Here is a 26988-nt window from a genome sequence, read left to right on the forward strand (position 1 = left end):
TTTTTAACGTTCAATCCTAGTCATAACAAGTAGTTCTGAATCTATTAAAAAAAGCAAGAGTTGAATTAAAAAACTATATATAGTATCTTTTTTAAAGACATATACACAATATGTAGTGTTTAACGACACAAGATATTGTGTATTTATTTTGTAATGAAGAGAACAAGGGAGGCTAAACGATGGTACTCACAAATCATCAACCCGAAGTAAACAATCAATTTGAACAGTTAAACAAAGATATTGAACAATTCCCGCAGGTACACCCCGTAACATCTGATATGCATATTACACACAAAGGTGTATCAAGACTTGTCATGATCGATCGCTATTCGTTTAAAGACACAGAAAAGAAAACATTGAAAGCCGGCGACTTTGTTGTATTAACGGTAAAAGCTGATCCGAAATTTCCTGCACGTGGTTTAGGGACAATTCAAAAATTGGACATGTCTACAAAAACAGCAGAGATTTTGATTGAAGAGGATTATCGTAGCGCATTAGACGATCCGCAAGAGCAAGAAACGGGTGTGATTACGCGTTCAATTGACGTGTTAGAAAAGCCTCTTGAGATATTTTATGAACAAATTGCAAAACGAAACGCAACAGGCCTTGCTGCTGTTGAAAAAACACCAGAAAAACGTCAAGAGTGGTTTGAAAAATTTTATGAGCAATTAGTATCCTTGAAATTCATTCCAGCTGGACGAGTGATTTATGGAGCTGGTTCTGAAACAGATGTAACTTTCTTTAACTGTTACGTGATGCCATTTGTCGCTGACTCTCGTGAAGGGATTAGTGATCACCGTAAGCAAGTTATGGAGATTATGAGCCGTGGTGGCGGTGTAGGAACAAATGGTTCAACATTACGTCCACGCAACACATTAGCTCGTGGTGTAAACGGTAAATCATCTGGTTCTGTTTCCTGGTTAGATGATATTGCTAAATTGACACATCTTGTGGAGCAAGGTGGATCACGTCGTGGCGCACAAATGATTATGCTAGCAGATTGGCATCCAGATATTGTGGAGTTTATTATTTCCAAAATGCAAAATCCACGTATTCTGCGTTACCTGATCGAAAATACAACGGATGAAACAATCATCCGTCTAGCCAAAGAAAAATTAAACTTCAAGCCACTTTCTATGCAAGAAGAAGCGATGTATCAAGGCATCGTGAATTATAAAAACATTGAAGGCTTAGGTGGATTTGATACAGCTATCATTCGTGAGGCTGAAAATAAATTACGTGATGGTGGCACGTACACTGTTCATAACCCAGAGTTTTTAACAGGTGCCAACATTTCTGTGACATTAACAAAAGAATTTATGGAAGCAGTTGAAAAAGATGCTGACTTCGAGCTTCGTTTCCCAGCCGTTGAAGAATATACAAAGGAAGAAATGAGCGTTTACAACACGAAATGGCATGAAGTTGGTGATGTTCGTGAATGGGAGAAAATGGGCTATAAAGTCCGCACATACCGTACAATTAAAGCAAAAGAGTTATGGAATTTAATTAATGTATGTGCAACATACTCGGCAGAGCCAGGTATTTTCTTCATTGACAACGCCAATGACATGACAAATGCAAAGGCATACGGTCAAAGTGTTGTAGCGACGAACCCATGTGGCGAGCAACCACTTGCACCATATTCTGTGTGTAACTTAGCTGCTGTGAATTTAGCACAGTTTGCGAATAAAGAAAATCAATCAGTTGATTACGAAGCACTACGTGAAACAGTTCGTGTTGGTGTTCGTATGCAGGATAATGTGATTGATGCGACACCTTACTTCTTAGAAGAAAACCGTGTACAAGCTCTTGGTGAACGTCGTGTTGGATTAGGCGTTATGGGCTTAGCCGATTTGCTGATTTACTGTGAAAAAGAATACGGTTCAGAAGCAGGTAATGCGTTAGTCGATGAAATCTTTAAAACAATCGCTGAAACTGCGTATGAGGCGTCTACAGAGCTTGCGAAAGAGCGTGGTAGCTTCCCATTCTTAGTAGGTGCTACAGACGAAGAAACAGCTCGTTTACGTAAAGCCTTTACAGAGACAGGCTTTATGCAAAAAATGCCTGCTCATATCAAAGAGCAAATCTTAGCGACTGGAATCCGTAACTCACATTTATTAACGGTTGCACCAACAGGGTCAACAGGAACAATGGTAGGGGTAGCAACAGGTCTTGAGCCATACTTCTCCTTCACGTACTATCGTTCTGGTCGTCTAGGTAAATTCATTGAAGTAAAAGCTGAAATTGTCCAAGAATATCTGAACCATCATCCAGAAGTAAATGAGCAAGAGCTTCCAGAATGGTTCGTTACAGCAATGGAGCTAAAACCAGAAGCGCATGCGGATGTGCAATGTATTATTCAAAAATGGATCGATTCATCTATTTCTAAAACTGTAAACGCACCAAAAGGCTATACAGTACAGCAAGTTGAAAAAGTGTACGAGCGACTATATAAAGGTGGCGCTAAGGGTGGTACGGTTTATGTTGACGGTAGCCGTGATTCACAAGTACTTACACTAAAAGCAGAAGAAAATGATATGGATCAACTTTCATTTGAAGAGGAATTGGTTGAAGAACATACAAAACGTCCAGTCGTATTAGTAGATACGATACAAGCGTTAGAGTCAACAACTGTTATTGGCTCAGACGTTGGGAATACATGCCCAGTATGCCGTAAAGGCACAGTCGAAGAAATGGGCGGCTGTAATACATGTACAAACTGTGGCGCACAGTTGAAATGCGGTCTATAAATTAAATTTAATAACAGTTGTAACTTTTTACCCCTTTAGATAAGATAATATAAAGGGGTATTTTTTGTATAAATGGAAATAAATACCTATTAATTTGGGTACGAAGTGTTAAATCGAGAATAGATGTTTAGGGGGGATGGAAGTATGGATGTTTCACAAATAGTTGAAAGAATTGATGAACTTTTTAATGTAACAAATAAGGAAATCTATGCTAATGAGTCTGGGGTTACATACCATGCAGATAAAGAAGTGAAGAAAATAGGATACTGTGTTAACCTAACGCTTGAAACGATAGAGGAAGCAAGAATTCATGGAGTGGACATGATGATAACACACCATGATGCATGGGATGAAATCTATGGATTAAAAGAGGCATGCACTGAAAAACTAGCAGCGTATGGTATAAGCCATTACTATAATCACTTACCACTTGATGACTGTAACTTTGGCACAAATGATAGCTTAATAAAAAAATTGAATTTAGAGATTATTAAAAGAACCCATGAATGGGAAGGACTATTCTTCGGTAGAATTGCTCAATATGAGAAAGAAATTGAATTTAAAGATTTCGTAACAAAACTTGAATTTTTACTTGAAGAACCCGTTAGATTTTGGCAGTTCAATGACAAAATGGTGAATCGAGTAGGCTTAGTCTGTGGAAATGGAGGCACAACAGCTTGCCTGAAGGAAGCGGTTGAAAATAAATGTGATGTATACATTACAGGAGAATGTAATTTATATACAATTCAATATGCTCAATTTATAGGAATAAATCTTATCATTGGAAGCCATACCTTCACAGAATTCTTTGGCATTCAAAGTTTAGCATTAAAATTGAATGACAATAAAAAAGAACTTGAAGTAGTGAGACTAAATGAAGAACATTATGAAGCGAATATTAGAATAAAGCTTAAGGAGACAAGCATATGACGTTATATTCTGTCCTAGTGGCGAACAGTGCTTTACAAACAGTTGATTGTACAGGAATTGCTGAAATAACAGTAAGAGAATTAAAAAAATTATATCCAATTACAGAGAGTACACCAACACAGTCGTGGCATTTGATGGATGATGATGCACGAGTTTTACATGCAGCAGATGAATCAGCTTTTGAAAATTTGAATATATTCGAATGGAATAATCCACCTTACGACTTAGGGCTTTATAATGAAAAATCCTTTGTATACGGCATCGAGGGAAATTGGGGTCCTCAATTTTTAGAAGATTTTTTAAGTTATTTGAAGGAACATATACAAACTGAGCAAGGTGCTGAATTAATTAGGTTCTGGGCAGGGGATTATGATAAAAAACTAAAAAGCCGTCGTATTACGATGGAAGACCTTGAATTGCATCACCTTGAAAGCTTAAAGAACGAGGAATACATACGTGTCACTTTTGTATAGCTACCTCTGAATGATGGAACTCCACATAATAAAAAGCAAAAACATAAAGCAATAGATGAAAAGGCAAATCAAGCCCTATTTCCAAATTTAGAAGATGAGGTAGAAATTTTATCAAAAGAAGTAGATGAATTATTTCAGGATAATTAATCTTCACTATCTACATGTTAGCAAGACAAAATTGATTAACCTCATTCACAGAGTGGAAGAGGTTAGAAAATGGGATAGGTATAGTTACTCGCCATTATCAAATCCACCTCCAATAATATAGCGGTAGTTTGGAGGGGATAGATACCCAATCGAAAGCTGTCATTTTGTTTCAAAACGGCAGCTTTCTTAGTGTTGAAAAATAAAACAGTCAATTGAAAGGTAGAAATGGATTTCCGTTGCAAGCTACTTGCTTTCCTGTGGGCGACCGCCAAGCCGCTTCCTCCGCTACCGCTCCGTTTAGTGGCTCGCCTGTCTCTCTATCCCACGGGAGTCAAGTAGCCTTCCACTCCAACCCACCAAAGTGTTACCTTTTTAGAGAAAGTTTTTTAGTAAATTGAAGGTGTTCACTACTCTTTATGAAGTGGTGTTGTTAAGCATCACATCTCCACATTGAAAATAACCCTCTAAGAATATAGATAATGGGCGATTTGATCGCTCCACTACTATGAAAAAAGTAAAGACATTTTGCAGAATAGTTGATTGGAGTGGAGCCAGCGTCACAGATGAGACCCTAGAGCGAACGTAAGTGAGTGAAGCGGCTCATCGGACGCCCCCTGGAAAGGACACTGGCGGAACGGAAATCAACCTCTCACCTTGCAAAGTTACTTTTTCTGCTGTTGACATCATCTTTTTTCAACAACAAAGCTGTCATTTTGTTTCAAAATGGCAGCTTTTTATATACAGCACAATCAATGCTCTTTACATTTAGGGATTACATCAGGAAGGTTTTTTTATTTGATGATAGATTTTAGAAGGAGTATTCTTCAAAATATGGAATTAAAATAAAGTTCGCTAAAAAGATGCATTTTACCATCGTCGAGACTCAGTTTTAGTGGTTTGGCACATCACTTTATTAATCATTACATGTTTGGAAACAGAATGAACAATAAAAGGAGAGAAAAACATGAGTATAGAAATTTTTAATGGAGAACGATCTGTAGAGAGTGTGCAATTTGAAAAATTATTGTTTTCACAAAGTAATAAAAAGAGCTTTTCTAGTATTGAAAATGCTCAACAATTTATTAAGCAAAGAGGAACAGAAAATATTCACCCCTATGTGATTGGGGAGGATGTCAATCTTTTAAGCGCTTTGAAGGAGCAAACATTCGAGGATATGCAGGTTTTTATTTTAAATGACCAAAAGTCTTCATCACAAATGGTGATTCTTTATATTCATGGTGGAGCTTGGACGAATCAACCTTTAAATTTACACTGGTTGTTCATGGATAAAATGGCACAAGCCTTAAATGCAAAAGTTATTGCGCCTATCTATCCAAAAGTCCCTCATTTTAGCTATCAAGATACTTACCCAAAGATGCTCAGCTTATATAAAGAGATTCTAGTATCTATTGAAAGCTCCAATCAATTAACCATTATAGGAGACTCAGCAGGTGGAAATATAGCACTTGGTCTAATTCAACTGTTGAAGCGAGACGGTCTGCCTCAACCACAAGATATTATGTTATTGTCGGCATGTGTTGATATGAGTTTAGAAAATCCACTTATTCAGGAATATGAAGAAAACGATCCCATGTTAGCTAGTGAAGGAATGGAAGTCATAACAAAAATATGGGCAGCTGATAAAGCTCTAAAGGATCCAATAATTAGTCCAATTTATGGCGATTTTCAAGGAGTTGGCAAGATAACTCATTTTATTGGGTCCCACGAAAGCTTATATCCAGATGCAATACAGTTTGATGAAAAGCTAACAGAACAAGGCGTTGCAATCAATACCTTTGTTTATCCTAAGATGAATCATGTGTTTGTTGTGATGCCAATCCCTGAGGCAGTGGATGCGCAACAGAAGATTATCAATATCCTAAGTAAATAATTCACAGAAAAACGTGTTTTGAGCCATTCAAAATACGTTTTTTTTCTATGTACATTTTTAGCAAGGTTTATTTATCTGTAGATGTTTGAAAAATAAAATTTGTGAATTGCAGAAATCGCAGAAGGATTTGTCAAAATTAGTTGGTGTTTCAAAACAATCAATCATTAGAGCTTACCCCCAATATTTTAAAAGCTCCTGAATATGATGGGTGTTTTTACAGCCCTACTAGTAAGTAAAAAAAGATTCTAAGTAAGCTAAGTTGTACGTTTAACCCCTTTGGATAGGCCTATCTAAAGGGTGTTTTTATTGTTCGCCAGAATCTTTGAGATTACCACTTATTCCTTGATAACGACCAGTTGTCGATAATCCATTTACAACATGTATGGAAAAATTTATAGTGAGGCGTAGAAAGGACAGTGATCATATGAAGGTGGAAATATCGATTGACCCTACATATAAAGAACCCAAAGTAATCATTCTCACAGATAAAATGACTGATGACATTGAGCATCTTATGCAAATTATTACTACGACAGCAGAAAGCACTTTATTAGCTTTCTCCCATAAAGGTGTTGAATTGATCGATAGTAAGGAGATCGTGCGTATTTATACAGAGCAAAAAAAGGTCTGTGTCCAAAGCATTCACGGTGTTTATACGGTACGTTTGCGTCTTTATGAGCTGGAGGAAAAGCTCAATCCTCAAATGTTTCTCCGTATTTCAAATGCTGAAATAGTCAATCGCTACATGATCAAGCATATGGACATTAGTAGAACAGGTACAATCGGAGTTGAATTGAAGAATGGCACGAAAACATACGCTTCTAGGCGTTATGTAAGCAAAATTAAGAAGCAATTAGGAATCTGAGGTGATAAATATGCGAAAAGACATTTTAACACGTATTATTGGTGGATTTTTGATCGGTATAGTAATGGGACAAATTGTGCAATTCTTTGTATCAATGGGCATAGGGCAAGGAAAATATGTTTGGGTGGTGCCAGAATTTCGTGCTTACTTTACAGATGAAATAAGTGCAATAATTACTCAAATTCTATTAACGGGTGTTATTGGCATTACCTTTGCTCTTGCTGCACTTATTTTTGAAATGGCTAGCTGGGGAATGTTGAAGCAATATTTCGTCCACTTTTTCATAACGGCAATGATTTGGATACCGATTGTAACGCTACTATGGATGCCAAAAACGATGGCTAATATTTTTTCTCTCGTAGCCAGCTTTCTCGGAACTTATATTGTGACATGGGTTTTACAATATAGATTTTCACAACGTGACATAGAAAAAATTAATGCGATTCTTACCAATCGAGGTGAAGAGCAGGATGATTAACATAAGAGATTTAACAAAGCTTTATAAAGAGCGTGTAGTCGTTAATCAATTAAATTTACAAATCCATCAAGGTGAACTTTTCGCTCTTTTAGGACAAAATGGTGCTGGCAAAACAACCACAATCAAAATGTTGTGCGGGCTCCTTTCACCTACAGAGGGGGATGCCACAATAGATGGAAAAAGCATTGTGCAAAATACACAGGCTGTAAAACAAGTTATTAATATTTCTCCTCAAGAAACGGCCGTTGCGCCTAATTTAACGGTATATGAAAATCTATTATTATTCAGTCAGATTTATGGCTACGAAAAAGAAAAAGCACAACAACAAGTATATGACAAAATGGCCTTATTCGGACTGACACCACATCAGCATGACAAGGCTAAGACACTATCTGGCGGCTACCAGCGTCGTTTAAGTGTAGCAATGGCTTTAATGTCAAACCCAAAGGTATTGTTCCTCGATGAACCGACTTTAGGGATGGACATACGGGCAAGGAATGATGTATGGAACATATTGAAGCACTTAAAAGGACATGTCACGATTATTTTGACCTCCCATTATTTAGAAGAGATAGAGGCTTTAGCTGATCGTGTAGGAATTATGCATCATGGGCAAATATGTGCACTAGGCACGATCCAACAATTGATCAGTGAAACAGGCAAGCATTCTTTAGAAGAGGTATTCTTGGAAAAAACAGAGGAGGCGTTATTGTGAGGGTAGCTGCGTTTGCAACAAGGAATCATAAAGAGATTGTCCGTGATCCAATCACTTTATTATTTGGTATAGGCTTACCAATTCTTTTATTGGGCTTATTTTCTGTTATGCAAAAAAATATGCCATTTGCTTTATATGAAATGAATAACCTAACACCGGGCGTCATTGTATTTAGTTTTTCTTTTCTCACACTGTTTTCAGGAATGTTACTAGGAAAAGATAAAAGTTCATCCTTTTTAATGAGGATTTTTGTTTCTCCTTTGTCTGCCGCTGATTACATTTTAGGGTATATGATACCTTTACTACCAATAGCTCTGCTACAAATTTTTGTTTGTTTAGCTACCGCCATGTTTTTAGGGTTGCCATTTAATAAGTCTATCCTCTTTATGATTCTTGCACTTCTAATAATTTCACCACTCTATATTAGTTGTGGATTATTATTTGGGACATTATTTACAGATAAGCAGGTAGGAGGGATATTTGCCATCTTTGTTAATGTGACAACTTGGTTAAGTGGAACATGGTTCGAATTAGATATGATTGGTGGAACATTTCAAAAGATTGCGCAACTTTTACCTTTCATGCACGCAGTCAATGCAGCTAGGGCTATCTTACATGCAGAGTATGCGAATGTGTTTTATTCACTTATTGTTGTCATTGGTTATACAATAATTATGACAATTCTCGCTATCTTTATGTTTAAGCAGAAAATGCAAGGCAGTACAAAATGAAAAAAAGGCAGCTCCGACGTTGGGCTGCCTTTTTTATTAATCATGATTTAATGTCGCAGCGATTTCAGGTTGCTGCTCTACTTGGCGTAGCATATTAAAGGAAGCAATCGCTACTTCTACTTGATCGTCCTTCGGTTCACGAGTTGTTAGTAATTGGAGCCATAAGCCAGGGTAGCCAAGGAAGCGTAACACTGGAATATTACGGCAGGCATTTGTCGCTTGTAAGACTTCAAATGAGATCCCCAGAACAACAGGAATTAATAGAATACGATCTAAAATACGAAGCCACAGTGGATCTGTAGGCACAAAGAAATATAAAAACATCCCAACGAACACTGTGAATAATATGAAGCTACTGCCGCAACGATAGTGTAGGCGTGATTGAGCTTGAACATTTTTTACGGTAATGTCTAATCCAGCTTCATAGCAATTTATCACCTTGTGCTCTGCACCATGGTACTGAAATACTCGTTTAATGAGGGGTGTTAACGAGATAAAATATAAATAGGCTAGCAGTAACAATAATTTAATACCGCTTTCCAGTAAAATTTGTCCCGTTTTTCCTTCAATCCATTTTGAGAAAAAATCAGCTATAAAAACAGGAATTAATGTAAAGGCAAATTTTCCAAATAGAAAGGAAAGAATACCTACTACAGCAACGCCCAGTATCATTTGAAGTTTAGAGCCTTCTTCTTTATGATCTTCCTCTTCACCAGGTGTCACATCATAGCGATCCCCAGCAAATTGCATGTGACGAGAACCTAAGCCAGCGGATTCAATTAGCGCGACAACGCCTCGTACAAATGGGATTTTTTTAAGCTTTTGTAACAAAGGTTTTTGTACTTTTTTGAAATGATAATAATCAATGGAATCATCGTTACGACGAATGGCTGTAACAGTATGTTCCTTTCCTCCGAACATCACACCCTCTAATTGTGCTTGTCCCCCGTATACAGGTGAATTGCTCAAGGCTAACACCACTCTCTTTATATATTTCAACTGTACCATTGTACTAAATTTAGTGAAAAACCTCTACCGTTACGCATAGTAAATTTTCTATATGGCTACACTAATCGTACATTTTAGGAAATAATTAGTGTGCATAAAGGAGAGGTATAGGGTGAAAGTAGCGACAATTACAGCACTTGTCAATGCGCTTGTTTTAGCGCTGTGCTTAAAAGGTTTACATTATTTCCATCTCATTAAATGGCATCCGATAGGGTTTTATAAAAAATGGAATTGGTTTGAAGAAAGCTCCAAATTATTTCAATGGACCTTTTTTATTTTTCTACTATTTATTATCGGCTTATTTTTATACATGACTATGCGCTATGTATATATCATCCCAGCTGTTTTTTCTTCCCTTTTATTAGGTCTTTTGGTGACCATCTCATTGGAATGGATTGCTTTAGATTTACCATTACAGCTTACGTCTTTTAAAAAACTGTCGATTCCCTTTATGGTGACCGTTATTTGTTTATTACGTTTCTTGCTTGAAACCGCCAATTTCCATCAGAAGGAACATACAGCACAAAAACAAAGTTGAAGGTACAAAATATCCCCTTCGTTTAAGGGGATATTTATGGCACCACTAGTTGAAATTAGTTGCTGAATGCACGGTGTATGATAAAATAAATGGCAAGTACATAGAAAGAGGCGAATAGAAGCGTGAAGTTATTATGTTTGAATGGACCGAACTTAAATCGACTTGGTAAACGAGAGCCACATATTTATGGACATGAAACATTGGATGATGTTCGAGAAAATGTTCAAAATCTTGCGGCTTCTTTAGGTGCTACAGTTGAATTTCGTCAATCCAATCATGAAGGGGTACTAGTAGATTGGGTGCATGAAGCAGAGGACGAAAAATATGATGGTATTATCTTTAATCCTGGTGCATATACCCATACAAGCATCGCATTGCATGATGCGATAGCAGGTATTTCTGTGCCAGTTATCGAAGTACATATTTCCAATATCCACAAACGTGAGGCTTTCCGACATCATTCCTATCTTGCTCCGGCCTGCCTTGGTCAAATTTGTGGACTAGGTACGAAAGGCTATGAACTGGCACTACGTACATTTATCGAGAGGGAGAATTGATTATGTTGAAATTACAAAAGCTACGTAAAGCACTTCAAGAACAAAGCATCGATGGTATTTTAATTACGAATGGGTACAACCGTCGCTATATGACAGGTTTTACAGGGACAGCAGGCGTAGCAATTGTGTCTCAAAATGATGCTGTATTTATTACAGATTTCCGTTATACAGAGCAGGCTGCTGCACAAATTCAGGACTTCCGTATTGTCAAGCATGAAGCCACAATTATTGAAGAAATTGCTACTCAAGTAAATAAAATGGGTATCAAATTATTGGGCTTTGAGAAAGATACTGTAAGCTATGGCACTTATGAACTGTATAAATCGAAGATTCAAGCAGATTTAGTGCCGATTTCTGGGCTAATTGAAAAAATTCGCTTGATTAAGACGGAACAAGAGATTAATATTATTAAGGCTGCGTGTGAAATTGCAGATCACGCATTTACACATATTTTAGGCTTCATCAAGCCTGGTAAAACCGAGCTTGAAGTTTCGAATGAATTAGAATTTTTCATGCGTAAACAAGGAGCAACTCAGTCTTCGTTTGACACGATTGTTGCGTCTGGTCTTCGTTCAGCATTACCACACGGCGTTGCAACGAATAAAGTGATTGAAAAAGGCGACTTTGTTACATTAGACTTTGGTGCGCTTTATAATGGCTATATTTCGGATATTACACGTACTGTGGCTGTGGGAGAACCATCTGAAAAATTGGTAGATATGTACAATACAGTCCTTGCTTCTCAACTGTTAGCACTTGAAAAAGTGGGTCCTGGATTAACAGGTATTCAAGCGGACGCGATTGCACGTGACTACTTAAAAGAAAAAGGATATGGCGAAGCATTTGGTCATTCTTTAGGACACGGTATTGGTCTTGAAGTACATGAAGGCCCTGGCTTATCGATGCGTTCTGATACAGTGCTAGAGCCAGGTATGGCCGTGACGATTGAACCAGGTGTTTACTTACCTGGAATCGGTGGTGTCCGTATCGAGGATGATATTTTAATCACAGAAACGGGTAATGAACTACTAACACATTCGTCAAAAGAACTCATTATTTTATAAACTTTGGAGGAACACAAATGATCTCAGTAAACGATTTCCGTACAGGTCTAACAATTATTGTTGATGGCCAATTATACCGCGTGTTAGATTTCCAACACGTAAAACCAGGTAAAGGTGCTGCGTTCGTACGTTCTAAATTACGTAACCTACGTAACGGCTCAGTGAATGAAAAAACATTCCGCGCTGGTGAAAAAGTTGAAAAGGCACAAATCGATAATCGTAAAATGCAATATTTATATGCACAAGGTGACGAGCATGTATTTATGGACTTGGAATCATATGAGCAAACTGAACTAGCTTCATCTGCTATTGAGTATGAATTAAAATTCCTAAAAGAAAACATGGAAGTGCATATTCAATCTTACCAAGGTGAAATGTTAGGTGTTGAATTACCAAACACTGTTCAATTAGAAGTAACAGAAACAGAACCAGGAATCAAAGGTGATACAGCTTCTGGTGGTACAAAACCTGCTACTCTTGAAACAGGTCTAATCGTACAAGTACCATTCTTCGTTAACCAAGGTGACGTTTTAATCATTAACACGGATGAGGGTTCTTACGTTTCACGTGCATAATGATCAGCCTACTCTTTTCATTAAAGAGTAGGTTTTTATTTTTTTCTTATACATATACTGTCAAATCGTTCATTTAATGTGATAATAGATAGAAGCACTATTTAATTTTTATTGAGGTACTATCAAGTTTCTATCATCAGATAGATGGTCATTACTGGTAGAATTGTTTACAATCAGAGTAAGGAGTGAAAGGTATGCTACAAACAACATTTGATATGCGATATCCAATTATACAAGCACCAATGGCAGGCGTGACATCACCTAAATTTGTGGCGGCTTGTGCTGAGGCAGGCCTATTAGGTTCAATTGGTGCAGGTTACTTAGATGGTGAACAAACAAAGCAGTTTATTCAAGAAGTGAAGAAATTAACGACAAAGCCCTTTGCGGTCAATTTATTTGTGCAAGAAGAACCCAAAATTGATGTCGAGGTTTTACAACAAGCCAGAATGGCACTGCAACCTTTTTACGATGAATTAGGATTATCCCCTGTACAGAGCGTAACATCAAAGGAAGTTTTTGCAGGACAGGTTCAAGCTGTGATTGAAGAAAAGGTAGCAGTTTGTTCATTTACATTTGGGTTGCCATCTCCAGCTGTTCTTAAACAATTAAAAGATCATGGCGTCTATACGATTGGTACTGCTACCACATTAGAGGAAGCCATACTGGTGGAGCAAGCAGGAATGGATGCGGTTGTATTACAAGGGGGAGAGGCTGGCGGTCATCGAGGCTCTTTTACTGACCCTCTGCAATTAATTCCATTGCATGACTTACTACAACAAGTAGTGGGAAAAGTTGCGATTCCAATTATAGCTGCGGGAGGCCTTGTAACCAAAGAGGATATTCAAAAGGCACTTGAAAGTGGGGCACAGGCAGTTCAAATTGGGACAGCTTTACTAGTGGCAGATGAATGCGAAATTTCGCCACTCTATAAAAATGCTGTATTGGCATCAAAAGAACAACAAACGACGATTACGCTTGCATTTACTGGTAAACCAGCAAGAGGTTTAGCAAATGATTTCACGAAACGTATGGAAGATGCGACAGTAGCACCCTATCCACTACAAAATTATCTAACGACTACCATTCGTAAGGAAAGTGCTGAGCAAGGTAATGCAGAATATTTATCCATGTGGATGGGTGAAAATAGTCACCTCATACAGCAAACGGATACGGTGAAAAACATTGTGAGCAAACTATTATAATTTTTTATCGTAGAAGATCTCTATACATCTGTATAGAGGTCTTTTTTTTTGAAGAGCGACATATATTGCTGTACACGAGGGGGCGTAGGAATGGAATTACAAGACGTATTAAGAGTTGCTGGAGTGGGACTAGTCGTTGCGCTTCTTCATGTTTTCTTTGATCAAACAGGGAAGAAGGAGTTTTCATTTTTCCTCTTTTTCATTGCTTACTTATATATGACAGCAGAATTACTTCGATTTTTACGTCTATTCTTTAATGAGATTTTAACCTTCTTCCAATGGCTTACCTCATCCGGGTAATGTGAATGGAAATTGTTATCGTCGCTGTTGTCATGCTGCTTTTATTATTGCTGATAAAAGAAGTTATACAGCCACTCCATGCGCTAATCAGTGTGATGTTTTCTTTTTTGCTTTTTGGCATGTTGTTCTCGACGCTTTTATTGCCTTTCGCCAAACAATTGTTAGAAACACTTGCGTTTTTACCTTATGCGAAGGCTATTTTAATCAGTGCAAGTATGTTCTATGTCGGGCAGTGGGTGGCATTGCTTTTGGCAGAACATAATTATAAAGTGCTCGGGAACATCGTTTTTGCTGCGGTGAAAATTGTGATTTTGCTGTATTGGTTTAAAGAATTTCTGGCTGTTCTACAGGAGGTGTCGGCCATTTTAAAAAGGCTAAACTAAGGAGCGAAGCCATTGCAGGAGCAAATATTATCTTTTTTAATCGACCCATTCTTTCTCTTGCTCAAGATGACGCTCATGCTTTGCAGCTACGTCATCATCATTTTGATTGTGAACATGCTATTACCAGAGTTTGAAAAAGGGACAAGGATACTTTTTTTTCTTATCGTTTTAGCAACAATCGGTCCTGTTGTTGTCAACTCCTTTACATTAATTGATGAAATTGCACAAGGACTAGCCCATCTATTTACGGCATTTTATCCGATTCTTACATCAAGCTTTTTATTATCCAGTAGTATTACAGCGATTGCTTCCTGGCAGCCTTTTTTACTGTTTTTTGTACAAGTCCTCACCATTATCAGTAGTAAGTGGCTTATTCCTGGCGTGCTTTTGGCCATTGTCTTTGATGTATGCAGTGTCATCGTAAAGGAAATATCCTTTACTCGAATAGCTGAATTGATTCGCTTTACAATTATGAGCATCGTGTCGGCCTCAGTTATTTGCTATGTCTTACTGATGACCGCAAGCGGTGTAGCAGCATTTAGTGTCAATGCGGCTGTAGCGGAGCCCGTGAAAAAGCTAATTGAAGAAAATATTCCAGTTGTTGGTTCTTTTATTGTGGATAGTTTTTCGATGTTTCAGCATATGACTCAATTTACATCTTCTCTTACAAGTATTAGCGCCTTTATCGCCGTCATTACGGTGTCTTTTATCCCAACCGTGCAGCTTGTAGTTAGTGCCTATTCTTTGAAAATGCTCGCTGCTATTTTAGAACCGATTGCCTTTGATGATATTTGTAGACTACTAGATCAAGTTAGCAAATCACTATTTACTTTATGTGCTGTATCATTTTTAATTGCTTTTTCATTTATGTTTTCTTGTTTTTTCCTCATTGTGTTCGTACAAGTCATGGCAGGGGGGAGATAGATTGATTCTTTTATTGGCATTGCTGTTTGTCTGTCAGATTTTTGTGTTTCTAACGGATGATAAGGAAATAATTTCACTGACAAAGTTGGTCATCACGTTAGTATTTTTGCAATTGCTATTAAAGATTCCATTTATCAATTCATAGGAAGAAACAAGCGTACATACACTTGAAAAAGAGAAGATGAAAGGAGGCAATGTACAAGTGATGTGGAAAAGACACGAAAAAAAACAACGTCATTGATGGTTTTAATTTTGATAGCTGCCTCCGTGGGAATTTTCATCATTTTACCTATGTATCAAACGAATTCAACAAGCGACAATGGTTCACCGCTCACGAATGAAGAAAAACTTGAGCAAACCCTGAAGGCAATGGAAGGTGTTGGGAAGGTTAAAGTCTACTTTTATTATGGAGAGATGACAGATGATCAGAATGCCAATAAACTATTCAGCCAATATTTTCGAGGGACTGAACAAGGCACGAAAAACGTGACAGGAATGCTCGTTGTTTCAGAGGGTGCTTCCGATATCTTTGTGAAAAATGAAATTCGTGCTGTCGTCAGTCAAGTGATGCAATTACCGATTCATCGAATTATTATCGTTCCAATGGAAAATAAGGAGGAAAAGTAAATGCGCGTACGTAGAAGAACAGTTTGGTTTATGACATTATTAAGTTTAGTAGCAGTCATTTCAGTGTATTATTTGGTAGATCCAGCAAAGCAATTCAATGGTCTTACTATTTTTACAGATGATACACTGCAACAAACAGCTGTCACAGGTGTTACAGATCAGGAGGCAACAAATGATATAACACAAGAAGTATCTTCACCAAGTCACTTATTTGAAGAAATGCGTATGCAGGTTAGTGATGAGAGAAGCCAGCTTCGTGAGCAGTTAACACAAAAGATTGCCTCAGAAGAATATTCTGCCGAAGAAAAAAATGAGGCATATAATGAAATGGATGGCCTTATTAAACGTGAATCAGCTGAAGCTATGCTTGAGATGCTCGTAAAATCATTAGGCTACTCTGATGCGTTTGTTCGTGCTGAGGGAGAAAAAGTGTCGGTGACAGTGATGGCAGAGGAATTGTCAAAAGCCCAAGCAAACGAAATTATTTATTTGGTAAAAACAGAGATGGAAGGCGCAAATGATGTGCAAGTTAAGTTCAGTGCAAATAATTATTAAAAAATAAAGAAAAAAATAAATTTTTAGTTAATTTATAAAAGGTTGTTATATATCAGCTTCATGAAAAGGCTTTCGCTTAGTAAAGGAAAGCCTTTTATTTTGTTCATATTTACTTAATTTTCATTTAACTATTTCAAATTGATACGAAAAAATATAGAATAGTTATTGTAGTAGATTTTAATTCATAAGGAGAGTTAGAAATGTTCAAAATTCAAGAAATTCGTGAAATTATTAAATTAGTGGATTCTTCTTCAATTGACGAGTTTGTGTACGAAGTAGATGGCGCAAAAGTAAAACTTAAAAAGAATAATGTTGTTGTTACAGAAACTGTAGCACCTAAAAAAGAAGTAGTAGCCCCTGTTGTACAACAATCTGCACCAGCAGAAGCTCCAGCAGTAACACCTGCACCAGCGAAAGAAGAAGCGCCAGCAACAGCTGCAGCGGCACCATCAGTTAACGACCCATCGTTACATAAAATTGTATCTCCAATGGTCGGTACTTTCTATCAAGCACCAAACCCAGATTCTCCTGCTTACGTAAAAGTGGGTGACAAAGTAGGGGACGAAACAATCGTATGTATCGTAGAAGCAATGAAATTATTCAACGAAATCGAAGCAGAAGTGCAAGGGGAAATCGTTGAAATTCTAGTTAAAGATGGCGACTTAGTAGAGTACGGCCAACCATTATTCCTTGTAAAAGCTGAGTAAGGAGTGCAAAACAAATGAAAAAAGTTTTAATTGCAAACCGCGGCGAAATCGCTGTGCGTATCATTCGTGCTTGTAAAGAGTTAGGCATTCAATCGGTTGCTGTCTACTCTGAAGCAGATGCTGACGCATTACATGTGAAGTTAGCAGACGAAGCTTATTGCATCGGACCAAAGCTATCAAAAGATTCTTATCTTAGCTTCCCAGCGCTACTTAGCGTAGCTGAAAAGACAGGTGCTGATGGCATCCACCCAGGATATGGCTTCGTATCAGAAAATGCTGATTTTGCTGAAGCTTGTGAAAACGCTGGCATTAAATTTATCGGTCCATCATCTGATTCTATTAAAATTATGGGCATCAAGGACGTTGCACGTACAACAATGGAAGCAGCAGGCGTTCCACTTGTTCCAGGTACTGGTATTGTACCAGATATCGAAACTGGTAAAGAATGGGCTGCTAAAATTGGTTACCCTGTCATCATCAAGGCAACTGCTGGTGGTGGCGGTAAAGGAATCCGTGTAGCACGTACAGAAGAAGATCTTGTAAAAGGTATTGAAATTACGCAAAAAGAGGCTGCTGCAGCATTCGGTAACCCTGGCGTATATTTAGAGAAATTTATCGAGTACTTCCGTCACTGTGAAATCCAAGTTTTAGCAGATGGCTACGGTAACGTGGTGCATTTAGGCGAACGTGACTGTACGGTTCAACGTCGTATGCAGAAGTTAGTAGAGGAAGCTCCATCTCCAGCCCTATCTTCTGAGCGTCGTGCTGAAATGGGTGCAGCTGCAGTAAAAGCGGCACAAGCATGTAACTATGAAGGTGCTGGCACAATCGAGTTTATCTATGACTATCAAGAGGACAAGTTCTACTTCATGGAAATGAACACTCGTATTCAGGTTGAGCACCCAGTAACAGAAATGATTTCTGGTGTAGATCTTGTACAACAACAATTAAAAATTGCATCTGGTGAGAAGCTTCCATTCACACAAGATGATATAAAATTAAATGGTTGGGCGATTGAATGCCGTATTAACGCAGAAAATGCCTATAAAAACTTCATGCCTTCAGCAGGAACTGTTGATACGTATATAACACCAGGTGGCTATGGTGTACGTATTGATTCTGCTGTCTATGCAGGCTATACAATCCCACCATATTACGATTCAATGGTAGCAAAACTAATTGTTCACGCGGATACACGTGAAGAAGCGATTGCGAAAATGAACCGTGCCTTAAGTGAATTCGAAGTATCTGGTCCTGGAATTAATACAACCATTCCATTCCACCAAGCACTAATGAACAATGATGTCTTCAAATCAGCGCAATTCAATACGAAGTTCCTAGAAGAGAACGATGTATTGGGTGTAGCAGAAAAAGTGAAGTAAGCGTTCGCAAGTTTAAACCTCCTAGCTATTATTAGTTAGGAGGTTTTTTATGTCTAAGCATAACTAGATAGAAGACTTACTTGCAGGTAGGAAGATCAATCATAGAAGAAAGATTGACCGTTATAGAAGCTTAAACCGTACTAGTTGAAGTGTGAAAAAGATTATAAAAGTTCTATTTTATAGATAGAAGATCGTTATCTGGTGTTAACATACCATTCTTTGTTGAATAATCTCCTATGTTTCTGTAAAGCACAGCTGTCTTTATCGCATGGCCTTCTTTCGCAAATACAAGAAGGAAAATATCTTCCCGTACATCTAATCCACTAATACTACCTTTAAATTGAATGTCCATTGTTTCTTCAATCGCATCTTTCGTTGTATAAGGTCCAAAAATTTGCGCTTTTTCCCAATCAAAACCCGTTAATTTATTTAGTGACACTACAGTTGTACCATTATTTGCTTTTTCCATTATATTTTTCGCAAGCAATGTATCTTCACTAGCACTATTCCCAAAAAATAAAAAAAACATTGTAAACATGAGGACAACCCCACCGATGCCAAACAACCATTTTTGTAACATACTCTACCTCTACTTTATCTCAAATTAATTCTATATTATAGAAAGAATACTATATAATAGAAGAAAGAAATAGTCATCCCCCTGAAAAGGAGTGAAACAATAGGGTTTATCCTATCATGCACGCATTTTAGAACCTAGTGAACTGATAAAGGCAATAAAAGCTAAAATAATAGAAGAAGCTACAGAATTTTACGAAGCCGAATGTAGAGAAGAAAGTGTAGAAGAGCTTGCAGATATACTGGAGCTCCTTCATATCGCTATCGGTGTGCTAGGTGTAAGCTTTGAGGAGCTAGAAGAGACGCGTGAACACAAGAGAAATGCTCGTGGGGGATTTGAAAAGGGAATTTATTTAATCGATGTAGTGGATCAGTAAAGTCGGTTTTAAATTAAAACGGCTTTCGACAGCCAAACCTTCCTTTTTATAGTATAATAAATGTAAGTACAGCACTTGTTTGTGATGTGTAAGGGAAAGGATGATATTTGTATGGCAGAGAAAGTAGGACAATCTTTCGTACAACCAACACCTTCTGGGAAAGAAGAGCTTGGAAAAATTGAGGTAGCGGCAGAGGTGATCGAGGTTGTGGCTGGGATTGCTGTCAATGAAGTAGAAGGCATTGCTGCAACTCGTGGGAATATTGCGACGGGTGTCGTGGAACGTTTCGGTAAAAAAGTACACAATAAAGGCATTAAATCAGGTGTAACGGAAACTGGTGAAATTGCGATTGATGTATTTTGCTCTGTGAAATATGGATATGCCATTCCTAAAGTAGCAAAAGAAGTTCAAACGCAAATCCGTCAGGCTATTTTTAATATGACGGCACTAGAAACAGCAGAAGTAAATGTGCATATTACAGGTATTCACTTTGAAAAAGAAGAAACAGTAGTGCATGAATAAAAAAGAAAAGGATTGCCCAATGATGATTCGTTCATCAAAGGGCAGTCCTTTTTATATGGATTTCTCTAGGATGTTCATGTGGATGTATCGCTATTTTATAATTCTATATGCTTTGGCTTTCTCCAGAATAACGCAAGTATGACGCCTAGCACCAATACGATTGTAGCAAAGTAGTATGGATAGTTCAGATTGATATCGAACAATACCCCACCTAGAATTGGGCCAAAAATATTACCAAGACTTGTAAACATAGAGTTCATGCCACCAACAAATCCTTGTTCATTTCCGGCAATTTTCGATAAATACGAAGTAACAGCAGGTCGAATTAAATCGAAGCCTACGAAAATAAAGAATGTCACGAATAAGATGGCAAAATAATGACTCACGATCGTCATGGCAAATGTTAATACTGCTGAAAGGATTAGAGAGTAACGAATAACATTAATCTCACCCATTTTCTTTGTCAGCCAATCAAATAGTATTAATTGAGCTAGTGCCCCAACAATACCACTTCCTGTAATAATTATGGCAATATCCGATGGCGTAAACGCAAATTTGTGATCGACGAATAAGCTAAACAATGATTCGAATGCAGCGAGGCCAAATGATAACACGAAAATAAGAATGAATGGTATGAAGTAGAGTGGACTAAACACACGCTTGACACTACCTAACATGGATTGTGCTACTTCTTCATTGTCTGTAGCACGTGTTGGCTCTTTTAAAAACAGCAATGACAGGATAGCTGCAAACAGACCAAGTACCCCAGCTGCATAAAATGGGACACGTGTACCAATTTCAGCTAAAAAACCACCGATCCCAGGGCCGATAATAAAACCTGTGCTAATGGCTGCACTCATATAGCCAAGTGCCTTAGGGCGCTGTGCCAATGTCGTAATATCAGCTATATAGGCGGTTACAGCTGGCATAATGAAAGCGGCACTCACGCCACCTAACATACGAGAGACAAAAAGAATTTCAACAGAACGACCAAACCCAAATAAAAACTCAGAAAGTCCAAAAATAAAAAGACCTGCAACAATCATAACTTTGCGGCCAATATTATCAACAAGCTTACCTGCAATTGGTGATGCAATTAATTGTGTAATGGCAAAGGCTGCCACCATATAACCAACAACAGAGCCAGAAATATGTAGCTCATTCATGATGGTTGGTAAAACAGGGATGACTAAACCAATCCCTAAAAAGGCAATGAAAAGATTAGATAATAAAATAGCTAAGGTTATATTTTGTTTCTTGCTCATAAACTTCTCCTTCTAATTGTTCGCGATACATGTTTTCAATCTACTAGAATATTTCCATGTAATACGATAAACCCTATAGTAACTATAGGGTCAAAAGATTTGTTTTTATTTTTAAAAATTTTTATCAGTTTGGGAGTTCTGGCTGAGAGTTATACGAATGCGCCACTACTTTTTCGGAGGAATTTTGTGTCTCTTGTTTTTGCCTAATCTTTAATTCTACTATAAATTTCTTTTCTTGTTCCATAGTGAGCGTTGCTGGCATGTATAGCTCATACACTTGCGACTCAAATAGTTCCTCCTGAGCTAATACATGATTTCTCAACTTTTCATAGAATGAAAAATAAGTATCAGGATCGTAAATAAAGGCAATGCATACATATTTACCGCCAGGAATAATGGTTTGTTGTATGTTTGGTGAAAGCTGCGAAAATGTGCGCTCCGTTAATAGGGGAGTGAAAATAGCATCATAAATGATGTCATTGACATCTTTATAGGGCTCTAGTGGATAAATACAGCCATAACGACTGTTTAAGACACTGCCTTCCTTTTCGATGATTTTAATTAAAGTGGCATAGTATGTACTGGTGCTCGATGTCGGTGTTAATTCAGTAGTGGTTACTTGAAGAACGGGCATTGCTTCCTCTATTTGCACATAAATCTCACCGAAGACTGGGATATCAATTTGCTCCTGTAATTGCTTTTTTGTTTTCAGTAAAGTATTTTTTGCTTCGTTTAAACGAGAAATTTTTTCATTGATGCGTAGCTCCTGCTGAGCTAAAAAATCAAGCAACTCCTCAGAGGTTAATCTAAGTGCTTTTTTTATATCATCGAGCGTCACGCCGATATATTTAAGGGACTTTATAATGTCTAAATAGAATAGCTGATTGCCTTTATAATACCGATAATTGGTGAAGGTATCGATATAAGCAGGCTTAAATAAATCAATTTGATCATAATAACGTAATGTCTGAACCGATAAGTTTGAAAGTTTGGCAACCTCACCTATCGTATAATAATGTTCCTTCATAAATGGCCTCCACTAATAAAAGCTAAAAAAGTTTCGAATGGCATCAAAACGAATTTTATGCTTGCATCCACCCAGTAAAATAGGTGAGATGTACGTTCCTTCATTTGTTGATATTGTTCTTCACCGTCAACCATTTTAAATGTTTTTTGCAGCTAAGACATATAGCTTCAGTTTGCATTGTGACACCTCTAACGTTTTTCTTTATTATACCATTACGAACAGGAAACATTCATTTTTGGAATACCACTATTTCGATGAGAAGTGGGCTTAAACAAAAAGTTCCTTGAAAAAGGTTCAGATTATTGAAAACTTGCTTGAAATCGTGTTTCTCATGTGATTTTATGCTATTATAAACCTTAATGCCACTTAAGAAGGAGAGCTTTACATGAAACGACATGAAGCACGCGAAAAAGCGTTGCAAGTTTTGTTTCAGCTAGACAATACGGATCTAACAGTTGAAGAAGCAATGGGCCATATTAAAGGTCAACCTACCAATGCCTTCTACGAAAAGATCGTAAATGGAACAGCTGAACATTTGGAGGAAATCGATGCTACATTAGAACAGCATCTTGAAAAGTGGTCACTTGCCCGTCTACCCAAAATTGAAAGAACGGTTTTACGTTTAGCTGTATATGAATTGTTATACATGCCAGAAACACCAAAAAGAGTAGTACTAAACGAAGCAATCGAGTTATGTAAAACATTTGGCGATGATAGTTCATCTAAATTCGTCAATGGTGTACTTTCTAAATTTACAGAACAAGAATAATGTGTTGAATTGGAAGGAGTAACGAAGGTTTATGTCAAGTGCAATTATTAATGGTAAAGAGATTGGTCAAGAAATTCGTAATGCTGTAGCAGAGCGTGTCATTCGTTTAAAAGAGCGAGGATTGACACCTGGTTTAGCGGTTGTGTTAGTTGGAGACAACCAGGCATCAGCTACATATGTGAGAAATAAACAAAAATCTTGTGAAGCGATTGGTATGTTTTCAGAACTCATTAAATTACCCGAAGAGACAACGCAAGAGGAATTACTAGCACAAATTGAGCTTTTAAATCAACGTGAGGATATTCATGGTATTTTAGTTCAATTACCACTCCCAAAACATATTGATGAGGATACAGTCATTGCAACGATTGCTGTCGAGAAGGATGTGGATGGATTCTCACCTGTAAGCGTTGGGAAAATGATGCTTGGCCAAGAAACATTTTTACCTTGTACACCGTTTGGCGTGATGAAGCTTCTTGAGTATTCAGGAATTGAAATCGCAGGAAAGCATGCTGTAATCGTAGGTCGTAGTCATATCGTTGGTAAACCAATGGGACAACTACTTTTACAAAAGGATGCAACGGTAACCTATACACACTCTAAAACGCCAGATTTACCTTCATTTACAAAACAAGCAGATATTTTAATTGCCGCAGTCGGACGTGCAAACTTTATTACGAAAGAGCACGTGAAAGAAGGGGCTGTTGTTATTGATGTAGGCATTAATCGCGATGACAACAATAAATTATGCGGTGACGTAAACTTTGCAGAAGTAGATGGAATTGCGTCTCATATTACGCCTGTACCAGGTGGTGTAGGACCAATGACCATCACAATGTTACTATTCAACACAGTGCAAGCAGCTGAAAATACGCTTGCAAAATAAAAAACCTTTTGAAGAAAGTCATCTCAACATTGTGTGAGGTGACTTTTTTGTTGTGTAAATTCAGAACTTTTCTTCGATTATGTCGTCTAATGTAACGTTTGGGACATACATACTGAGGAGGAGGTTTTTATGGAAAATATCGATATTATGTTAATTGTCAAGCATATCATTATTGGACTTGTCCAAGGTTTTACAGAGCCAATTCCTGTATCGTCGAGTGGACATGTAATGATTGCTAGCGAAATGCTGGGACTAGGTGAACAAGGTTTTACTTTTGCCATCTTAACCAATACAGCTTCGTTACTTGCTATTATGTATATTTATCGTGAGGATATTGTTCGTCTGATCAGTCATTTTTTTCTTTACTTGAAAACTAGAGAAAAGCGGTATAACGCAGATTTTCGCTTTGCGCTCTATATTGTCATCGGTTCAATTCCTGCTGGCGTTTTAGGGGTGTTATTAAGTGATGTTATTGCAGATAACGTAAGTATGACAACGATTGCGCTCATGCTATTTGTGACAGGGACTGCATTATGGTTAATTCGTAATATGCGTGGCAAGAAGAAAGATGCAGATTTACGTGCTAAAGATGCCATCATTGTAGGGCTGGGGCAAGCAGTTGCTTTAACGCCAGGCATTAGCCGTTCAGGAGCTACGATTATTTCCGCCATAGCAGTAGGGATGAAGCAGGATACAGCCTTACGTTTTTCCTTTATGCTTTATATTCCTGTAAGTTTGGGTGGGGTAGTCCTTGGCATTACAGATTTTTTAGACGAGCCGAATAAAGGTGCCTTAGCTCTTCCATATGCCGCCACTTTCTTGGCAACACTCATTATGACTTATTTTGCGATGCGTTGGTTTATGGGCATTATGAAAAGTGGTAAACTTAGCTACTTTACGTATTATTGTTTTATTGTAGGAACTCTTTTATTACTATTTTATTAAAATATAAAGTCTCATAACGTATGAAGTTATGGGGCTTTGTTTGTTATTTGTCATAATATACGATTTCTAATAGTGAGAACGTGTAGGAATGTGTTATAGTTGTTTTTCGATAGAAGAAAGACAGTCATTTTTTCTATCGAAACTGCATTTTGGCACGTCAACGACTGCAAAAAATGTTATGATAGGTGTAGTTTTGTGAAAAACTTGATTTTAGTAAAGGAGCCGAAAACATGTCCTCTGCTTCTTATTTAACAGTAAAAGCGTTAACAAAATATATTAAACGAAAATTCGATGCAGATCCACATTTGCGTGAAGTGTATGTAAAAGGTGAATTATCAAATGTGAAAATTCATCAATCCTGCCATATTTACTTTACATTAAAGGATGATGGTGCCCGAATAGCTGCGACGATGTTTAAAGCAGCGGCTACCAAATTAGCGTTTGAACCAAAGGAAGGTATGCAAGTATTTATCCGAGGGGATGTAAACGTTTACGAAGGCTATGGAACCTATCAGCTATATGTACAGGAAATGCAACCAGATGGCATTGGTAGCTTATTTGTTGCCTTCAATCAATTAAAAGAGCAATTACAAAAAGAAGGTCTTTTTAAACCTGAGTGGAAGCAACCGATACCAAAATTTCCTGAAAAAATTGGTGTGCTCACGTCAACAACTGGTGCAGCTATACGGGATATTTGTTCAACCTTAAAGAGGCGTTACCCACTTGCTGAAATTTTGATTTATCCAACCCTTGTACAAGGAGCTCAGGCTGCACCGAATATTGTGCAAAATATTCAACGTGCTAATCAAGAGGCAAGCTGTGATGTGTTGATTGTCGGGCGAGGAGGAGGCTCCATCGAGGATTTATGGGCTTTTAATGAAGAAATTGTGGCAAGAGCTATTTTTGAAAGCCGAATTCCTATTATTAGTGCGGTTGGCCATGAAACAGATACAACGATTGCCGATTATGTAGCCGATTTACGTGCACCTACTCCAACAGCTGCTGCTGAGTTGGCTGTGCCCGATCAAGCGGATCTCTACCAACGCGTGCTTACGCAGAAATCACAGCTACATCAAATGGTTAGGTCGCAACTTATGGCAGAGCGACAACGTCTAAATAAGCTCCAGCAGTCTTATCCATTGTCAATGCCAGAAAGACTTTATCGACCTTTTACAGAAAGATTGGCACAGCTTGAGTCAGGATTACAGGCAGCAATGCAAGTGAGCTTGATGAAAAAAGCTGCCCAACTTCAACAATTACATAGTACGGTGGAGCAACATTCACCCAAAAAGGCACTTGCTTTTCATCAGAGAGAGCTTGAAGCGCGCGTTCAACAATTATCACGTGCTACAACGTATTATGTGGCAAAAAAGCAACAACAATTTGAGTCAACCGTTAGAACATTAGAAGCTTTAAATCCACTGTCCATTCTAACAAGAGGATTTACAGTAGCATATAAAGATCAGCAAATGATCAAATCATCCACTGAGGTGCAAAAGCAAGATCAACTGACACTGACTTTCCATGATGGAAAGGTTGTGGCTAACGTGACGAATATCTTGCCAAAGAATGAGGGGGAATTGTTGTGACTGAAAAACAACAAACATTTGCAGAAGCCATGACGGCACTAGAAGAAATCGTTCGCCAGTTAGAACAGGGTGATGTGCCATTGGAAAATGCGATTGATTTATACAAGCAAGGAATGGAGCTATCAAAGTTTTGCCATAGTAAGCTGCAACATGCTGAGGAGCAGCTTGTATCAATTGTCCAAGAGACTGGTGAAACAACAGCATTTGATCCACTAAAGGGAGAGAATTAG

General features: G+C 37.8%; 32 protein-coding genes. 28 read left to right on the top strand and 4 right to left on the bottom strand.

Annotation, left to right across the window (positions count from 1 at the left end; translation table 11 throughout):
• Window positions 1–179 precede the first annotated feature (179 nt).
• The 8 genes from AAJG31_RS22520 (at window position 180) to AAJG31_RS22555 (ending at window position 8980) form a co-directional block, all read left to right on the top strand.
• Complete coding sequence (locus tag AAJG31_RS22520) at window positions 180–2750, top strand: vitamin B12-dependent ribonucleotide reductase (RefSeq protein ID WP_259950873.1); 2571 nt, start codon at window positions 180–182, stop codon at window positions 2748–2750.
• Window positions 2751–2894: 144 nt separating this feature from the next.
• Window positions 2895–3680, top strand: coding sequence for a Nif3-like dinuclear metal center hexameric protein (locus AAJG31_RS22525; RefSeq protein ID WP_279495501.1), 786 nt, complete (start codon window positions 2895–2897; stop codon window positions 3678–3680).
• Entirely contained in the window at window positions 3677–4153 is a 477-nt protein-coding gene (locus AAJG31_RS22530) for a hypothetical protein (RefSeq protein WP_279495498.1), read from the top strand. The genes AAJG31_RS22525 and AAJG31_RS22530 overlap by 4 nt, the downstream gene beginning before the upstream one ends.
• A 1111-nt stretch (window positions 4154–5264) precedes the next feature.
• The gene (locus tag AAJG31_RS22535; RefSeq protein WP_048392280.1) at window positions 5265–6191 is read left to right on the top strand and encodes an alpha/beta hydrolase; all 927 of its coding nucleotides are present in this window, start codon (window positions 5265–5267) and stop codon (window positions 6189–6191) included.
• 424 nt (window positions 6192–6615) lie between these two features.
• Window positions 6616–7056: a LytTR family DNA-binding domain-containing protein gene (locus AAJG31_RS22540; protein ID WP_048392281.1), complete on the top strand. Its 441-nt coding sequence runs from the start codon at window positions 6616–6618 to the stop codon at window positions 7054–7056.
• Between the two features lie 10 nt (window positions 7057–7066).
• The gene (locus AAJG31_RS22545) at window positions 7067–7534 is read left to right on the top strand and encodes a DUF3021 domain-containing protein (RefSeq protein WP_048392282.1); all 468 of its coding nucleotides are present in this window, start codon (window positions 7067–7069) and stop codon (window positions 7532–7534) included.
• On the top strand, window positions 7527–8249 hold the full coding sequence (locus AAJG31_RS22550; protein ID WP_066036343.1) for an ABC transporter A family member: 723 nt from the start codon (window positions 7527–7529) through the stop codon (window positions 8247–8249). The genes AAJG31_RS22545 and AAJG31_RS22550 overlap by 8 nt, the downstream gene beginning before the upstream one ends.
• Window positions 8246–8980, top strand: coding sequence for an ABC transporter permease (locus tag AAJG31_RS22555; RefSeq protein WP_279495495.1), 735 nt, complete (start codon window positions 8246–8248; stop codon window positions 8978–8980). The genes AAJG31_RS22550 and AAJG31_RS22555 overlap by 4 nt, the downstream gene beginning before the upstream one ends.
• A 36-nt stretch (window positions 8981–9016) precedes the next feature.
• Here AAJG31_RS22555 and AAJG31_RS22560 read toward each other — a convergent pair whose 3' ends face one another.
• Window positions 9017–9949: a DUF1385 domain-containing protein gene (locus AAJG31_RS22560; protein WP_016994746.1), complete on the bottom strand. Its 933-nt coding sequence runs from the start codon at window positions 9947–9949 to the stop codon at window positions 9017–9019.
• Window positions 9950–10100: 151 nt separating this feature from the next.
• Here AAJG31_RS22560 and AAJG31_RS22565 point away from each other — a divergent pair, with 151 nt between their 5' ends.
• The 13 genes from AAJG31_RS22565 (at window position 10101) to accC (ending at window position 18802) form a co-directional block, all read left to right on the top strand.
• Entirely contained in the window at window positions 10101–10526 is a 426-nt protein-coding gene (locus AAJG31_RS22565) for a hypothetical protein (RefSeq protein WP_048392286.1), read from the top strand.
• A 122-nt stretch (window positions 10527–10648) separates the two neighbouring features.
• Complete coding sequence (gene aroQ, locus AAJG31_RS22570; RefSeq protein ID WP_004231111.1) at window positions 10649–11083, top strand: type II 3-dehydroquinate dehydratase; 435 nt, start codon at window positions 10649–10651, stop codon at window positions 11081–11083.
• Window positions 11084–11085: 2 nt separating this feature from the next.
• Window positions 11086–12147 (top strand): Xaa-Pro peptidase family protein, encoded by a 1062-nt coding sequence (locus tag AAJG31_RS22575; protein WP_279495491.1) that lies wholly within the window; start codon window positions 11086–11088, stop codon window positions 12145–12147.
• A 17-nt stretch (window positions 12148–12164) separates the two neighbouring features.
• Complete coding sequence (gene efp / locus AAJG31_RS22580; protein ID WP_004231115.1) at window positions 12165–12722, top strand: elongation factor P; 558 nt, start codon at window positions 12165–12167, stop codon at window positions 12720–12722.
• A gap of 194 nt (window positions 12723–12916) precedes the next feature.
• On the top strand, window positions 12917–13924 hold the full coding sequence (locus tag AAJG31_RS22585) for a nitronate monooxygenase (protein ID WP_048392287.1): 1008 nt from the start codon (window positions 12917–12919) through the stop codon (window positions 13922–13924).
• Window positions 13925–14014: 90 nt separating this feature from the next.
• On the top strand, window positions 14015–14224 hold the full coding sequence (locus tag AAJG31_RS22590) for a hypothetical protein (RefSeq protein ID WP_012295089.1): 210 nt from the start codon (window positions 14015–14017) through the stop codon (window positions 14222–14224).
• 5 nt (window positions 14225–14229) lie between these two features.
• Window positions 14230–14607 carry a hypothetical protein gene (locus AAJG31_RS22595; protein ID WP_016994741.1) on the top strand — a complete coding sequence of 126 codons (378 nt, stop codon included), beginning with the start codon at window positions 14230–14232 and terminating at the stop codon, window positions 14605–14607.
• 12 nt (window positions 14608–14619) lie between these two features.
• Window positions 14620–15531, top strand: a complete 912-nt coding sequence (locus tag AAJG31_RS22600; protein WP_004231121.1) for a stage III sporulation protein AE — start codon at window positions 14620–14622, stop codon at window positions 15529–15531.
• A 1-nt stretch (window position 15532) separates the two neighbouring features.
• Window positions 15533–15676: a hypothetical protein gene (locus AAJG31_RS22605; protein ID WP_004231124.1), complete on the top strand. Its 144-nt coding sequence runs from the start codon at window positions 15533–15535 to the stop codon at window positions 15674–15676.
• Window positions 15677–15738: 62 nt separating this feature from the next.
• The gene (locus AAJG31_RS22610; RefSeq protein WP_048392288.1) at window positions 15739–16158 is read left to right on the top strand and encodes a hypothetical protein; all 420 of its coding nucleotides are present in this window, start codon (window positions 15739–15741) and stop codon (window positions 16156–16158) included.
• On the top strand, window positions 16159–16713 hold the full coding sequence (locus AAJG31_RS22615) for a SpoIIIAH-like family protein (RefSeq protein WP_004231131.1): 555 nt from the start codon (window positions 16159–16161) through the stop codon (window positions 16711–16713).
• Between the two features lie 200 nt (window positions 16714–16913).
• Window positions 16914–17420 (top strand): acetyl-CoA carboxylase biotin carboxyl carrier protein, encoded by a 507-nt coding sequence (gene accB, locus AAJG31_RS22620; RefSeq protein ID WP_279495485.1) that lies wholly within the window; start codon window positions 16914–16916, stop codon window positions 17418–17420.
• A gap of 14 nt (window positions 17421–17434) precedes the next feature.
• Window positions 17435–18802: an acetyl-CoA carboxylase biotin carboxylase subunit gene (gene accC, locus AAJG31_RS22625; protein ID WP_004231135.1), complete on the top strand. Its 1368-nt coding sequence runs from the start codon at window positions 17435–17437 to the stop codon at window positions 18800–18802.
• A 172-nt stretch (window positions 18803–18974) separates the two neighbouring features.
• Here the strand turns inward: accC and AAJG31_RS22630 are convergent, their stop codons facing one another.
• Window positions 18975–19382, bottom strand: a complete 408-nt coding sequence (locus AAJG31_RS22630; RefSeq protein ID WP_279495483.1) for a hypothetical protein — start codon at window positions 19380–19382, stop codon at window positions 18975–18977.
• A gap of 124 nt (window positions 19383–19506) precedes the next feature.
• Here AAJG31_RS22630 and AAJG31_RS22635 point away from each other — a divergent pair, with 124 nt between their 5' ends.
• Together AAJG31_RS22635 and AAJG31_RS22640 are read left to right on the top strand one after the other, a co-directional pair.
• Window positions 19507–19755, top strand: coding sequence for a nucleoside triphosphate pyrophosphohydrolase (locus tag AAJG31_RS22635; RefSeq protein WP_279496363.1), 249 nt, complete (start codon window positions 19507–19509; stop codon window positions 19753–19755).
• 111 nt (window positions 19756–19866) lie between these two features.
• Window positions 19867–20277 (top strand): Asp23/Gls24 family envelope stress response protein, encoded by a 411-nt coding sequence (locus AAJG31_RS22640; protein ID WP_004231142.1) that lies wholly within the window; start codon window positions 19867–19869, stop codon window positions 20275–20277.
• 95 nt (window positions 20278–20372) lie between these two features.
• Here the strand turns inward: AAJG31_RS22640 and AAJG31_RS22645 are convergent, their stop codons facing one another.
• Together AAJG31_RS22645 and AAJG31_RS22650 are read right to left on the bottom strand one after the other, a co-directional pair.
• Window positions 20373–21542 (bottom strand): MFS transporter, encoded by a 1170-nt coding sequence (locus tag AAJG31_RS22645; RefSeq protein ID WP_048392291.1) that lies wholly within the window; start codon window positions 21540–21542, stop codon window positions 20373–20375.
• A 124-nt stretch (window positions 21543–21666) separates the two neighbouring features.
• Complete coding sequence (locus tag AAJG31_RS22650) at window positions 21667–22569, bottom strand: MerR family transcriptional regulator (protein ID WP_115673384.1); 903 nt, start codon at window positions 22567–22569, stop codon at window positions 21667–21669.
• A 385-nt stretch (window positions 22570–22954) separates the two neighbouring features.
• Between AAJG31_RS22650 and nusB the strand changes: the two genes are divergently transcribed.
• The 5 genes from nusB to xseB all read left to right on the top strand — a co-directional run bounded on the left by nusB (window position 22955) and on the right by xseB (window position 26988).
• A complete protein-coding gene (gene nusB, locus AAJG31_RS22655; RefSeq protein WP_004231146.1) occupies window positions 22955–23338 on the top strand; it encodes a transcription antitermination factor NusB in 384 nt (127 codons plus the stop codon).
• 31 nt (window positions 23339–23369) lie between these two features.
• Window positions 23370–24224 (top strand): bifunctional methylenetetrahydrofolate dehydrogenase/methenyltetrahydrofolate cyclohydrolase FolD, encoded by an 855-nt coding sequence (gene folD, locus AAJG31_RS22660; RefSeq protein ID WP_054549163.1) that lies wholly within the window; start codon window positions 23370–23372, stop codon window positions 24222–24224.
• A 129-nt stretch (window positions 24225–24353) separates the two neighbouring features.
• Window positions 24354–25169 (top strand): undecaprenyl-diphosphate phosphatase, encoded by an 816-nt coding sequence (locus AAJG31_RS22665; RefSeq protein WP_048392294.1) that lies wholly within the window; start codon window positions 24354–24356, stop codon window positions 25167–25169.
• A 230-nt stretch (window positions 25170–25399) separates the two neighbouring features.
• Window positions 25400–26758, top strand: a complete 1359-nt coding sequence (gene xseA, locus AAJG31_RS22670) for an exodeoxyribonuclease VII large subunit (protein ID WP_279495476.1) — start codon at window positions 25400–25402, stop codon at window positions 26756–26758.
• Window positions 26755–26988: an exodeoxyribonuclease VII small subunit gene (gene xseB / locus AAJG31_RS22675; protein ID WP_008179899.1), complete on the top strand. Its 234-nt coding sequence runs from the start codon at window positions 26755–26757 to the stop codon at window positions 26986–26988. The genes xseA and xseB overlap by 4 nt, the downstream gene beginning before the upstream one ends.

This window comes from Lysinibacillus sp. BS3, from assembly GCF_039614735.1.
Lineage (GTDB): Bacteria > Bacillota > Bacilli > Bacillales_A > Planococcaceae > Lysinibacillus > Lysinibacillus capsici.